The sequence below is a fragment of the Mesorhizobium sp. WSM4821 genome (genome assembly GCF_055901555.1).
This window is the reverse complement of the sequence record NZ_CM148371.1, coordinates 4,173,601-4,186,584: the sequence shown is the minus strand read 5'-3', so window position 1 is coordinate 4,186,584 and position 12,984 is coordinate 4,173,601. Positions and strand designations below refer to the sequence as shown.

Annotated in this window: 12 protein-coding genes; 3 read left to right on the top strand and 9 right to left on the bottom strand. The window is 62.9% G+C overall.

Annotated features, from left to right (window positions below; genetic code table 11):
* Nucleotides 1-99: 99 nt before the first annotated feature.
* Nucleotides 100-1,509 (top strand): methylenetetrahydrofolate--tRNA-(uracil(54)-C(5))-methyltransferase (FADH(2)-oxidizing) TrmFO, encoded by a 1,410-nt coding sequence (gene trmFO, locus AC0NID_RS20285; RefSeq protein WP_473456763.1) that lies wholly within the window; start codon nucleotides 100-102, stop codon nucleotides 1,507-1,509.
* 76 nt (nucleotides 1,510-1,585) lie between these two features.
* On the top strand, nucleotides 1,586-1,735 hold the full coding sequence (locus tag AC0NID_RS20280) for a ribbon-helix-helix domain-containing protein (protein WP_473456762.1): 150 nt from the start codon (nucleotides 1,586-1,588) through the stop codon (nucleotides 1,733-1,735).
* A gap of 279 nt (nucleotides 1,736-2,014) precedes the next feature.
* On the opposite strand, the gene AC0NID_RS20275 is transcribed toward AC0NID_RS20280, so the two are convergent.
* Genes AC0NID_RS20275 through yajC form a run of 4 tightly spaced genes read right to left on the bottom strand, consistent with a single transcriptional unit; the run spans nucleotide 2,015 to nucleotide 6,232 of the window.
* A complete protein-coding gene (locus tag AC0NID_RS20275) occupies nucleotides 2,015-2,884 on the bottom strand; it encodes a phytoene/squalene synthase family protein (RefSeq protein WP_473456761.1) in 870 nt (289 codons plus the stop codon).
* Nucleotide 2,885: 1 nt separating this feature from the next.
* The gene (locus AC0NID_RS20270; RefSeq protein ID WP_473456760.1) at nucleotides 2,886-3,275 is read right to left on the bottom strand and encodes an Mth938-like domain-containing protein; all 390 of its coding nucleotides are present in this window, start codon (nucleotides 3,273-3,275) and stop codon (nucleotides 2,886-2,888) included.
* Between the two features lie 14 nt (nucleotides 3,276-3,289).
* Nucleotides 3,290-5,842, bottom strand: coding sequence for a protein translocase subunit SecDF (secDF, locus tag AC0NID_RS20265; RefSeq protein WP_473456758.1), 2,553 nt, complete (start codon nucleotides 5,840-5,842; stop codon nucleotides 3,290-3,292).
* Between the two features lie 51 nt (nucleotides 5,843-5,893).
* Nucleotides 5,894-6,232 carry a preprotein translocase subunit YajC gene (gene yajC / locus AC0NID_RS20260; protein WP_065007771.1) on the bottom strand — a complete coding sequence of 113 codons (339 nt, stop codon included), beginning with the start codon at nucleotides 6,230-6,232 and terminating at the stop codon, nucleotides 5,894-5,896.
* A 290-nt stretch (nucleotides 6,233-6,522) separates the two neighbouring features.
* On the opposite strand from yajC, the gene AC0NID_RS20255 reads away from it, so the two are divergent.
* The gene (locus AC0NID_RS20255) at nucleotides 6,523-7,398 is read left to right on the top strand and encodes an ATP-binding protein (RefSeq protein WP_473456757.1); all 876 of its coding nucleotides are present in this window, start codon (nucleotides 6,523-6,525) and stop codon (nucleotides 7,396-7,398) included.
* 175 nt (nucleotides 7,399-7,573) lie between these two features.
* On the opposite strand, the gene AC0NID_RS20250 is transcribed toward AC0NID_RS20255, so the two are convergent.
* The 5 genes from AC0NID_RS20250 to tatC form a co-directional block, all read right to left on the bottom strand.
* Complete coding sequence (locus AC0NID_RS20250; RefSeq protein ID WP_473456755.1) at nucleotides 7,574-9,049, bottom strand: peptidoglycan DD-metalloendopeptidase family protein; 1,476 nt, start codon at nucleotides 9,047-9,049, stop codon at nucleotides 7,574-7,576.
* Between the two features lie 235 nt (nucleotides 9,050-9,284).
* Nucleotides 9,285-9,944 carry a protein-L-isoaspartate(D-aspartate) O-methyltransferase gene (locus AC0NID_RS20245; RefSeq protein WP_473456753.1) on the bottom strand — a complete coding sequence of 220 codons (660 nt, stop codon included), beginning with the start codon at nucleotides 9,942-9,944 and terminating at the stop codon, nucleotides 9,285-9,287.
* Nucleotides 9,941-10,699, bottom strand: a complete 759-nt coding sequence (surE, locus tag AC0NID_RS20240; RefSeq protein WP_473456751.1) for a 5'/3'-nucleotidase SurE — start codon at nucleotides 10,697-10,699, stop codon at nucleotides 9,941-9,943. The genes AC0NID_RS20245 and surE overlap by 4 nt, the downstream gene beginning before the upstream one ends.
* Complete coding sequence (serS, locus tag AC0NID_RS20235) at nucleotides 10,699-12,003, bottom strand: serine--tRNA ligase (protein ID WP_473456749.1); 1,305 nt, start codon at nucleotides 12,001-12,003, stop codon at nucleotides 10,699-10,701. Before serS ends, surE begins: the two co-directional genes overlap by 1 nt.
* A 137-nt stretch (nucleotides 12,004-12,140) precedes the next feature.
* A complete protein-coding gene (gene tatC / locus AC0NID_RS20230; protein WP_473456801.1) occupies nucleotides 12,141-12,950 on the bottom strand; it encodes a twin-arginine translocase subunit TatC in 810 nt (269 codons plus the stop codon).
* Nucleotides 12,951-12,984 lie beyond the last annotated feature (34 nt).

The following is a 12,984-nucleotide window of genomic DNA, read 5'->3' as shown; positions in this document are numbered from 1 at the left end:
GCCCATCCTCCGACAGTAGACGATTGCAGCACTTGGCGGCAACAGCGCGGCTAACTCATGCAATTGCAATCGCAGCTACAAGAGATTATTTCGGCGCTCATGAACAAGAATCCCATTCACATCGTCGGCGGCGGCCTCGCCGGATCCGAAGCGGCATGGCAGGCGGCCGAAGCTGGCGCTCCGGTCGTGCTGCATGAAATGCGTCCGGTTCGCGGCACCGATGCGCACAAGACGGACGGGCTGGCCGAACTCGTCTGTTCCAATTCCTTCCGCTCCGACGATGCCGAAACCAACGCCGTCGGCCTGCTGCACGCAGAAATGCGGCTGGCCGGTTCGCTGATCATGAGCGCCGGCGACGCAAACCAGGTGCCCGCCGGCGGTGCGTTGGCCGTCGACCGCGACAGGTTTTCCGAAGCGGTGACCAGAAAGCTCGAAGCGCATCCGCTCATCACCATCCAGCGCGAGGAAGTGCCGGCCCTGCCACCGGCGGATTGGGACCAGGCGATCGTCGCCAGCGGCCCACTGACCGCGCCATCGCTCGCCCAATCGATCGCCGAAGCGACCGGTGCCGACGCGCTCGCCTTCTTCGATGCCATCGCGCCGATCGTCCATTTCGACACGATCGACATGAACATCTGCTGGTTCCAGTCGCGCTACGACAAGGTCGGGCCCGGTGGCACCGGCAAGGACTACATCAACTGTCCCCTGGACAAGGAGCAATATCTCGCCTTTGTGCAGGCGCTCGTCGACGGCCAAAAGACCGAATTCAAGCAATGGGAAGGCACGCCCTATTTCGACGGCTGCCTGCCGATCGAGATCATGGCCGAGCGCGGCGTCGAGACGCTGCGTCATGGGCCGATGAAGCCGATGGGGCTGACCAATGCGCACAATCCATCGGTGAAGGCCTATGCCGTCGTGCAGCTTCGCCAGGACAATGCGCTGGGCACGCTCTACAACATGGTCGGCTTCCAGACCAAGCTGAAGCACGCCGAGCAGGTGCGCGTGTTCCGCACCATCCCGGGCCTCGAAAACGCCGAATTCGCCCGCCTCGGCGGCCTGCACCGCAACACCTACATCAATTCGCCGACCCTGCTTGACGCCTCGCTGCAGCTGAAGTCGCGGCCTGGCCTGCGCTTCGCCGGCCAGATCACCGGCTGCGAGGGCTATGTCGAAAGCGCGGCCATCGGCCTGCTTGCCGGCCGTTTCGCCGCCGCCGAGCGGCTGGGCCACGCGCCGTTGGTGCCTCCCTTGACCACGGCTTTCGGCGCGCTGCTCAACCACATCACCGGCGGCCACATCGTTTCGGACGACGAGCCGGGAAAGCGCTCCTTCCAGCCGATGAACGTCAATTTCGGCCTGTTCCCTCCGGTGGAAGCGCCGAAAGCCGAGGGAAAGCGCCTGCGCGGCAAGGACAAGACCGTCTCCAAGCGGCGTGCGGTGACGTCGCGCGCGCTCGCGGACTGCCGCGAATGGCTGGGGCTGCCTTCGCGGGCGGAAGCGGCGGAATAGTCGCCTTTCTGTTTTTGTCGATCAGGCGGCAGGAGAGTAGGATACTATCCTACCCTCCATCATAGGGAGCAATTCCATGGAGCCCGCCGAGAAACTGTCCGTCACCGTCACGCCCGCCATGGCGCGCATGATCCGCGAAAAAGTCGAGGGCAGTTCCTTCGGATCGGCGAGCGAGGTCATCCGCGCCGCACTTCGCGCCTTCCAGCGCGAGGAAGAAGAACACTAAGAGCGGATGGCATCGATCAGGGCGCGCGTAAAGGCGTCGATTGAGGACACAAGGCCGGGCTATTCGGGAGAAGACGTTCGCGCTCACCTTCGGGGATTCGTTGCCCGACATTCGAGCCGTGCTGATGATTCAGCGGCTTGAAGTCGAGTATCGAGAAACCGCCAGGAATGAGCTGGCCGGCATTCTCAGAACATCGTAGAGGACAGTTACCCGCCCAGGTCAACGGTCGCGGCGCAGTCCCGGCTTGGCGGCCTCCCCGGAGTCCCGTCATACTTGCCTTCAGGCGTCCAGCCAGCCTCGTGTCGCGCGCCGAAACATCAGCCAATGCCGGTGCAGGGCCGAGAGCCGCGCCACGCCGTTCAGAGGCGAATGGCGAGAGCCTTCCATCTTGCCGAGATAGGCGCGGGACAAAGCCAGCGGCAGAAATGCCGGGCGCAACGAAACCGGCAAGACCGAGGCACCCCGTTCGAAGGCAGACAGATGCTCCCGCGCCAGCGCGATCATCGCGGCGACAGCGCGTTGCGCTCCAGGCCTGCCATCGCCTGCAACGAATTCCTCCGGCGAGGATCCAGCCGCCGCCAGAATATCGGCCGGGACAAAGCATTGCCCGCGCCTGCGGTGCAGCGGCAGCAGCAGCAAAAGGCCGGTCATCGCTTGCGCGCAACCCGCCCTGCCCGCAAGTTCGGCAAACCGCGGCGCTTCGGCGGGATCAAGCACCATCGCCGCAAGCTGGATGAGCGCCGCTGCGGTCTCGCCGCAATAGCCCTCCAGATCGGTGCGCGACGGCATCGGGTCGTCATAGAGATCGAAGATGCGGGCTTCGAGCATGTTCTCGAAGGCGGGTTTTGGCAGACGGTGGGCAGAAATCGTGGCCTTCAAGGCGTCCGCGACAGGATGGCCGATGTTTGCGCCGTCGCCCCCGGCTGCTGCGTCATCGTCGGCCACGATGACATCGCGCCACCATTGCAGCCGCACCTCGCCGGGCAGCGCCTCGCGGATACGGTCGCGAATGCCTGATATCTCGGCATTGAAGGCATAAAGCGAAAAAAGTGCCTCACGCTTGTCTTCAGGCGCATAGAGCGCGGAAACATAGCGGTCATGGTCGGCGGCTCGCACCGTTTCCATGACGATTTTGGCGTTTTCGCTCACGTCACTCGACGGCGATCAGCGCGGCGGCCACCGCGCGGTCTTCCGCCAGAAGAACATTGTAGGTCCGTACGGCCGCCCCGGTCGACATCGGATCGGACGCAATGCCCGCCGCCTTCAGCGCGGCACGCAACCCCGCCGACAACGGCCTGAGATCCTTGCCGGCGCCGACCAGCAGGATCTCGACCTTGTCGGCCTCGTTGAGCAGCTTGGCGAAATCGGCCGCCGTCAGTGCCAGGGGATCAGCCGGCTCCCAGCCGTAGATGCCCGACGGCAGGCACAGAAGCGAGCCGCGATGCGACATGTCGGCGAAACGGAACCCGCCATTGCCATAGGCCTCGATCGGCGCGCGGCCGGGGAAATGTGCTTCACGGATAACGATGCCTTTTGCCACGGGCGCGGCAATCGTCAGGTTGCCACGGCTTTGCCGCCGCTCACCGGCTTCTCCTCGTCGGCCGTCGCGGCCTGCGGCCGCAGCTTGAACAGGATGAGCAGCGGGGCGGCAATGAAGATCGACGAATAGGTTCCGAAGACAACGCCGAACAGCATCGCCAGCGTGAACGAACGAATCACCTCGCCGCCGAACAGCACCAGCGCCAGCAGCGCGAGCATTGTCGTCACCGAGGTCAGCGTCGTCCTGGACAGCGTCTCGTTGATGGCGTTGTTCAACAGTTGTGGCAGCGGCATCCTCTTGTATTTTCGCAAATCTTCGCGAACACGATCATAGACGACGATCGTATCGTTGAGCGAATAGCCGATGATGGTGAGTATTGCCGCAAGCGACGATTGGTTGAATTCAAGACCAGTGATGACAAAGAAGCCGATCGTCATGACCACATCGTGGACCGTAGCGATGATGGCGCCGACCGCGAACTGCCATTCGAAGCGGAACCATACATAAATCAGGATTCCGAGCAGCGCGATCAGCATGGCGATGGTGCCTTGCTTGGCGAGTTCGCCGGAAACTGTCGGTCCCACCACCTCGACGCGGCGGAAGTCGTAATGGTCCTGCAACTCGCCGCGCACCTTGTCGATGACGGTCTGTTCGGCGTTTTCGCCGCCGTCCTGCGTGCCGACGCGAATCAAGACGTCGTTCGGGTCGCCGAACTGCTGCACCTGAACTTCGCCGATGTTGAGTTCCGAAAGCCTGCCGCGGATGTCGGCAATATCGGCGGTGCCATCCTTGGCCTGGACCTCGATCAGCGAACCGCCCTTGAAGTCGATGCCGTAGTTGATGTCGACGGTCATGAACAGTACGACCGAGAGGATCGACAGCACGCTGGACAGCGCGAATGTCCAGCGGCGGATGCCCATGAACGGAATTCGCGTGCCCGGCGGGACGAAGGTCACCGGCGCGCGCGGCAACTCCTTCGGGCGGGCGCGGCGAAGCCAGATCGACACCAGCAGCCGCGTGAAGGTGAAGGCGGTGAAGACAGTGGTCAGAATGCCGATGGCGAAGGTTACGGCAAAGCCCTTCACCGGCCCGGTCCCGAGCCAGAACAGCACCACGGTCGCGATCAGCGAGGTGACGTTGGAATCGACGATGGTCGCCAGCGCTTTCGAAAAGCCCGTGTCGATCGCCTGGATCACCGAGCGACCGTTTCGCCGCTCCTCGCGGATGCGCTCGTAGATGAGGACGTTGGAATCGACCGCCATGCCGATGGTCAGCACGATACCGGCGATGCCCGGCAAAGTCAGGGTCGCGCCTAGCAACGACAGCAACGCGACGATCATCGCCACATGCACCGCCAGCGCGATGTTGGCGATGAAGCCGAGAAAGCCGTAGGCCACGAACATGAACACGACGACGAGGATGGAGCCGATCACGCCTGCAATCTTGCCGGCGCGGATAGAATCCTCGCCGAGGCCCGGGCCTACCGTGCGCTCCTCGATCACCGTCAGCGTCGCCGGCAGCGCGCCGGCGCGCAACAGCACGGCAAGGTCGTTGGCGCTCTCGGCGGTGAAATTGCCGGAGATCTGGCCGCTGCCGCCAAGGATCGGTTCGCGAATCTGCGGCGCCGAAATCACCTGATTGTCGAGGATGATGGCAAACAGCTTGCCGACATTCTGCGAGGTCGCCTGGCCGAAGCGCGCCGCTCCCTTGGAATCGAAGGTGAACGAAACCACCGGCTCGTTGGTCTGCGAATTGTACGTCGCCTGCGCATCGACGAGATTTTCGCCCGAAACGATGACGCGGTTCTCGATCAGATATGGAACCGGCGGATCGTCCTGCGAATACAACACCGAGGATCCCGCCGGCGGACGACCGTTGAGCGCGTCCTGCACCGGCATCGACTGGTCGACCATCTGGAAGGTCAGCTTGGCGGTCTGGCCAAGAATGTCCTTCAGCCTTTGCGGATCCTGCAGGCCCGGCACCTGGACCAGGATGCGGTCGTCGCCCTGGCGCTGCACGATCGGCTCGGTGGTGCCGAGTTCGTTGACACGGCGACCGACAACCTCGATCGACTGCGTCAGCGCAGCCGACGTGCGGTATTTGATGCCGGCATCGGTAACGGTGAATTTGAGCAGGCCGGGCTCGGAATCATCCAGCGACATCTCCTGGACTGAGCCGCCGCTGAAAAGGCCGGCGGCCACCGGGTCGGTCAATGTCTTCAACGCGGTCTTGGCGGCATCGATCTGGCCGGGATCGGTGATGCGGACCTGCACGGTCCGGCCTGATCCGGCAAGGCCGGTGTAACCGATCTTGGCGTCGCGCAGCAATGTCCTGATTTGGTCGCGGGTCGTCTCCAGCCGATCCTTGATCAGATCGTTCGGATCCATCCTGAGCAGGATATGCGATCCGCCCTGCAGATCGAGGCCGAGCGTCATCTGGCGCTTCGGCACCCAGTTAGGAAGCTGGGCCAGCGTGCTGGCAGAGAAAAGATTGGGCGCTGCGAGGATCACTGTGGCGGCCACCGCCAGCCAGATCAGGATCATCTTGAAGCGCGAGAAGTAAAGCATATGGCGTCGTCCGTCAGGGCGTTCTGGCGGATCGTTCCGCCGATAATTCGGCTATTTCTTGGCGTTCTGGTTCGCCACCGGCTCACCCTTGACGCGCACGTCGGCGATCGTCGAACGCAGCGCCGTTACCTTGGTGCCACCGCCGAGATCGATCTCGAGCTCATTGTCGTCGATCACCTTGGTCACCTTGCCCACGAAACCGCCGCCCGTGATGACAGTGTCGCCGCGGCGGACCGCCGCCAGCATCTCGCCGCGCTTCTTCAGCTGCGTGCGCTGCGGCCGGATGATCAGAAAATACATGATCACGAAAATCAGGACAAACGGCAAAATGCTGATGAACATATCCGGAGAGGTGCCGACGCCTTGGGCATATGCCGGTGTCACGAACATCGAGGTACTCCTGAATTTTGAAAAACAGCCGCCAAACCGTCCTTGGGAAATTTGGCGGCCCCGTGAAATTTGGCCGGAATATAGTCGGTAACGTTGCCAATGCAACTGCGGCCAGGCATTTCCGCTGCTTTTCCGGCTGGTTGAGCCGTGTTAGAGCATGATCCCGAAAAACAATGCCGATTTTCGGGAAAAGATCATGCTCTAACAAAAGGTTGGGACCGGTTCCCGCAATCGCCGGAACCAAACAGGCTCCCTCTCATGCCCTCCCGAATGCAAAACAAAAAGGTAAAATGAGCGACAGCACCATCGAAGCCCTGAACAAGAAGCTCGACCGACTGATCGAGGCGGTCGCCCGCCTCGCTCCGCCGCCGGTGCCGGAAACCGACCTAGCCGAGGCCGACTGCTTCGTCTGGCAGGCCGATCCCGGCTATCTGGAGCCGGTGCGCAAGGTCAACCGCGTCGACATCGGCCTGATCCGCGGCGTTGACCGCGTCCGCGACATATTGGTCGACAACACCGAGCGCTTCGCCTCCGGTTACGCAGCCAACAACGTGCTGTTGTGGGGCGCACGCGGCATGGGAAAATCCTCGCTGGTCAAGGCCGCGCATGCCGCCGTCAATGCCTCGGCGAAACTGGACCTGCCGCTCAAGCTCATCGAGATCCACCGCGAGGACATCGACACGCTGCCGAAGCTCATGGCGCAGTTGAAGGCAGCGCCTTATCGTTTCATCCTGTTTTGCGACGACCTCTCCTTCGACCACGACGACACATCCTACAAGTCGCTGAAGGCGGCGCTCGAAGGCGGCGTCGAGGGCCGCCCGGCCAATGTGATCTTCTACGCCACGTCGAACCGGCGCCACCTGCTCCCGCGCGACATGATCGACAATGAGCGCTCGACCGCCATCAACCCGTCGGAGGCGGTCGAGGAAAAAGTTTCGCTGTCCGATCGTTTCGGCCTCTGGCTCGGCTTCCATAAATGTTCGCAGGACGAATATCTCGACATGGTCGACGGCTATGTCCACCATCACGGCCTTGCCGTCGATCCCGAGACGCTGCGGGCCGAGGCGCTGGAATGGGCGACGACGCGCGGCAGCCGTTCGGGCCGCGTCGCCTGGCAGTTCACTCAGGACCTGGCAGGCCGGCTCGGCAAATCGCTCAAGGATTAGACCATGATCCCGAACCTTTGGTTCGGACTAGATCATGGTCCAGAAAAGCAACTGAAAAAGCCCGCCCCTTGGCAGGGCGGGCTGAGCCGGCGGGCCGGACTGGAGGTCAGGCGGCGCGCGATCGCTTTTCTTCTTCTATTCGAGATTGGAGATAGGTCGAAGGATCGACTTTTCTTTATTCGAGATAGGTCGAAGGATCGACCGGCGCCGAGTTCTTGCGCACCTCGAAATGCAGTTTCGGCGAGTCGGTGGTGCCGCTCATGCCGGACTGCGCGATTTCCTGGCCGCGCTTGACCTTCTGGCCGCGCTGGACCTCGATCGAACGGGCGTGGCCATAGACCGTGACCAACCCGTTCTCGTGGCGCACCAGCACCGTATTGCCGAATTCCTTGAGGCCGTCGCCGGCATAGATGACGACACCGTTCTCGGCCGCCTTGACCGGCGTTCCCTCCGGCACGGCGATGTCGACACCATCCTTGCCGCCGCCAAAGCTGGAGATCACGCGGCCGCGCACCGGCCAGCGCATCTTGCCGATACCGGTGGCGTCAGGCGCCACCGCGTCGTCGTCCTCGGCCTGCTGGATGAGCTTCGTATCCTTCTTCGGCGGCGTGTAGGCGGCGAGCGTCTCCGACGGCGTGGTCTTCGCCGCGGGCTGGGTGGTGGCCGTCGTTACCGGATCGACCTTTGCCGGCTTGGCGCTGGCGACCGTCGCGGCTCCGCCGGCAGGCACTTTCAGGGTCTGGCCGATCTTGAGCAGACCGTCCTGCATGCCGTTCGCCTGCTTCAACGCAGCCACGCCGACACCGGTCTTCCTGGCGATGGCCGACAATGTATCGCCCTGCTGGACGGTGTAGGTGCCACCGGCGCCAGCCGGCTTAGCTGCGGCCTTACCGTCCTTCGGCTGGCTTGCTGCGGCCGATGCATCCACCTGCGCGGCGGACTTGCCCTCCTTGAGCTTCGGCTGCTGCGGCAGCACGGCCACCATCTCCGGCGCCTTGGCCGGCAAATCATGCTTGGTGTCGTTGGCGGGCTTTGCGTCGGCAAGTTTCGGCGCCTGCTTCTTGCTCGAATAGGCATAGGCCGGGATGACAAGCTTCTGGCCGGCCTTCAGCCCTTTGGTCGCGCTCAGCCCATTGACCTTCATAAGGGCGTCGGCCGGCACGCCGTAGCGACGCGACAGACCGGAAATGGTCTCGCCGTCCTTGACGGTGATCTCGGTGGCACGCTGTTCGCCGCCTGCCGTCGCCACGCGCGGGGCGTCAGGCTGTGCATCCTTGAACGGCTTCGCCGCCGGGGCGACCGTACCTGTTGCAGTCCGGTCGACCTGAGAGGCGGCGGGCGCCGGCTGCGCCTGGCTGACCGGCGGCAATTGCTGCGTCGTCACTGGTTCGAGGCTAGAGCGGGTGACTGACTGGGTATGGCTGCCGTCGATCGGCGCGGCCGAAACGGGGGCATCACCGGGATAAGGCTGGGCGGTGTCCTGCTTGTCGATGATCGTGCGCTGGTTGTTGGTCGAGGAGGTAAAAACGTCATCGACGCTGTTGAACCGCGCGACCTGAGAACTGCATCCCGCGGCAGTACCCGCGACCATGAGGACAGCGAAGCCACGCGCCAGATTGCGTCCGTTTGCCTTCAAAACACTGAGTTGCATCGCATTTACCCGCAGATACCCGGTACAGACTGAACGCGATTAAAGCGCGTTAATGTTACTGGTCGGTTAAACCGCTAGAATCAGGCGCAAATTTTCTTAAAACATTTTGGAGCGGCGTCGATGTGTCGAGATTCGGATCGGCTTGACGTCGTCATCCTAGGGCGAAGCAGGAGCGAAGCTCCGTCGCGGAGACCCGAGAGCGGCTGATCTTCCAAGCGCGCGATGCACCGGAAAATCAAATGACGGCGGCGACGCTGCGCAGGATCGGCTGCAGGCGGACGAGGCCGATGTCCTCGCGTTCGAAGCGGCTGCCGACCTTGGTCAATTTAGCCAACACCTGCTCGCCCTCCTCGGGTCCGATCGGTGCGATGACGATACCGCCGCTCGACAATTGGTCGAGCAGGAAGCGCGGCAGGCTGTCGAAGGCCGCCCATGCGACGATGCGGTCGAACGGCGCTTCATTCGCCAGTCCGTTGGAGCCGTCCGCCTGGCGCGCGATGACATTGCCGATGCCGAGTGCCTCGAAGCGCTGTTTGGCCTGCTCGGCCAGCGTCTTGTAGCGGTCGATGGTGACGACCCGCACGGCAAGCCGCGACATCACCGCCGCGGTGTAGCTGGACCCGGTGCCGATCTCGAGCACGCGGTTGCCCGGTTCGATGGCAAGCGCTGCGATCACCGCGGCTTGCAGATCGGCCCCCTCGATCGCCTCGCCGCATTCGATCGGCAGCATGCGATCCGTCCAGGCGAGCGAATGGAACTGCGCGGAAAGGAAGCCGCGTCGCGGTGTCGCCTCGAAAGCAGCGATCAGCGCCTTCGGAACCGTGCCCCTGCCACGCAAGCGGAGCAGGAAAGCGGCGAAGCCTTCACGGTCGTCAAGCGTCGGACTGTGGTTCATGCGAGCGCCTTGGTCAGTTGATCGCGGATTTCATGAGCGGTGAGATCGAGTTGCAGCGGCGTCACCGACACCAGCCGGTTGCGCATGGCATGGAGGTCGGTGCCTCGCTTGCCCTCGACTGGCTCGCGGCCGAAGCGCAGCCAATAATAGGGTAGCCCGCGGCCATCGCGGCGCTCGTCGACCCACAGGCTGTGGACGAGCTTGCCTTGCGAGGTGACCACCGTGCCGGCGACCTCTTCGGGAAGGCAATTCGGAAAATTGACATTGATCAGCACGCCGTCCGGCAGCGGTGTGGCGACAAGCTTCTTGAGCAGCGCCGGCGCCAGCGCCTCGGTGGTCTCGTAGGGAACGACGCGATCCTCGCCGACGTAGGAATAGGCCTGGCTGAAGGCGATCGAGCGGACGCCGAGCAGCGCGCCTTCCATGGCGCCGGCCACGGTGCCCGAATAGGTGACGTCGTCGGCGATGTTGGCGCCGGAATTGACTCCGGACAGGATCAGGTCGGGCGCCGCGGGCAGGATCTTCTTCACACCCATGATGACGCAGTCGGTCGGCGTGCCGCGCACCGCAAAGTGCTTTTCGCCGATCTTCCTCAAGCGCAGCGGCTCCGAGATCGACAGCGAATGCGCGTAGCCGGACTGGTCCTGCTCCGGCGCCACCACCCAGACATCGTCCGACAGCGTGCGGGCGATGCGTTCGAGCGATGCAAGACCTTCGGCATGTATGCCGTCATCATTGGTCAGAAGGATGCGCATTATTTTGATTCGATCTTTTCCAGACGGCCCATGTAAGGCCGAAGCGCTTCAGGAATGGTTACGCTGCCATCCTCATTCTGGTAGTTTTCGATGACTGCAATAAGAGCGCGGCCGACAGCGGTGCCGGAGCCGTTCAGCGTGTGGACGAAGCGGTTGCCCTTGCCATCCCTGTCCTTGTAGCGGGCGTCCATGCGCCGCGCCTGGAAATCGCCGCAGACCGAGCAGGACGAAATCTCGCGATAGGCGTTCTGGCCCGGCAGCCAGACCTCGATGTCGTAGGTCTTGCGCGCACCAAAGCCCATGTCGCCGGTGCACAGCGTCATGGTGCGGAACGGCAGGCCGAGCCGCTTCAGCACGGTCTCGGCGCATTCGGTCATCCGCTCGTGCTCGGCAAGCGACGAGTCCTGGTCGGTGATCGAGACCAGCTCGACCTTGTAGAACTGGTGCTGGCGCAGCATGCCGCGCGTGTCACGCCCGGCCGAGCCCGCCTCCGAACGGAAGCACGGCGTCAGCGCCGTATAGCGCAGCGGCAGTTTTTCATGCGGCGTGATGTCCTCGCGCACGAGGTTTGTAAGCGGCACTTCGGCGGTTGGGATGAGGCCGAGCCTGCCGTCCCCATGCGGGGCAAAGAACAGATCCTCCTCGAATTTCGGCAACTGATTTGTGCCGAAAAGAACCTCGTCCCGCACCATTAGCGGTGGCTGGATCTCCTCATAACCATGCTCGGTCGTGTGCAGGTCCAGCATGAACTGGCCGAGTGCCCGTTCCATACGCGCCAGGCCGCTCTTCAGCACCGTGAAGCGCGAGCCGGACAGCTTCGCCGCCCGCTCGAAATCCATCATGCCGAGCGCTTCGCCGATCTCGAAATGCTCCTTCACCCAGTTCGGGCGCGCCGCCACCTTGCCGACGATGCGCTTGACGACATTGTCGTGCTCGTCCTTGCCGACCGGCGCGTCGTCGAGCGGCACATTGGGCAACACCGCCAAGGCGTCGTTCAGCGCCTTGTCGAGTTCGCGTTCGCGCGCCTCGCCGTTCTGGATGAAGGCCTTGATCTCGCCGACCTCGACCTTCAGCCGTTCGGCAAGGGCGGCGTCGCCCGAACGCATGGCGTTGCCGATCTCTTTCGAGGCGGCGTTGCGGCGCTCCTGCCTGGTCTGCAGCTCGGTCAGATGTTCGCGCCGCGCCTCGTCCCTGGCGATCAGATCATCGACTGTGGACTGCGCGTCACCACCGGACCACGAGCGCTTCTTGAGCGCCTCGACAAGGACCTTCGGGTTGTCGCGAATCCATTTGATGTCAAGCATGTTCTTGAACGCTCCTGAGCTAGGCCAGAGGGCGTAAACCGCATCCTTGATCGATGCAAGACGTCAAGGGCCGAGTTCCGTCGCGCCCCCCTTTGTCCCGCGAATTTTGAAGATGATGCTAACCCGCCTGAAGCAGCCTACGTCGAAGACGCGTCCGCAGGCTTTTCGGCCACCTCTTCCGCAGCCTCCCGCTTCTCGCGCGCAAGACGCTCCCGTTCCTTGCTGCGCTCGATCAGCCGGGCCGACCAGATCGAGACCTCGTAGAGAAGGATCGTGGGGATGGCCAGGCCGATCTGGCTTATCGGGTCGGGCGGTGTCAGCACCGCCGCGACGACGAAGGCGATGACGATGGCCCATTTGCGCTTTTCGACCAGCGCCTGCGACGACAGCATGCCCACCCGCGCCATCAGGCTGGTCACCACCGGCAGTTGGAACACCAGGCCGAAGGAGAAGATCAGCGTCATGATCAGGCTGAGATATTCCGAGACTTTCGGCAGCAGCGAAATCTGTACCTGATCATCGGTTCCGGCCTGCTGCATGGCGAGGAAGAACCACATCACCATCGGCGTGAAGAAGAAATAGACCAGCGACGCGCCCATCAGGAACAGGATCGGCGAAGCAATCAGGAACGGCAGGAAAGCGTTACGTTCGTTCTTATAGAGGCCGGGCGCGATGAATTTGTAGATCTGCGTGGCGATCAGCGGAAAGGCGATCACCATGCCGCCGAACATCGCCAACTTGACCTGGGTGAAGAAGAATTCCTGCGGTGCCGTGTAGATCAGCTCTACCTTGTGCGGGTCGAGCCCAGCCCATAGGGTCGCCCATTTGAACGGGATGACCAACAGGTTGAACAGCTGCTTGGCGAAGAAGAAGCAGAACAGGAAGGCGATGAAGAACCCGCCGATCGACCACATCAGCCGCCGGCGCAGCTCGATCAAATGCTCCATCAGCGGAGCCGCCGATTGTTCGATCTCGTCCTTT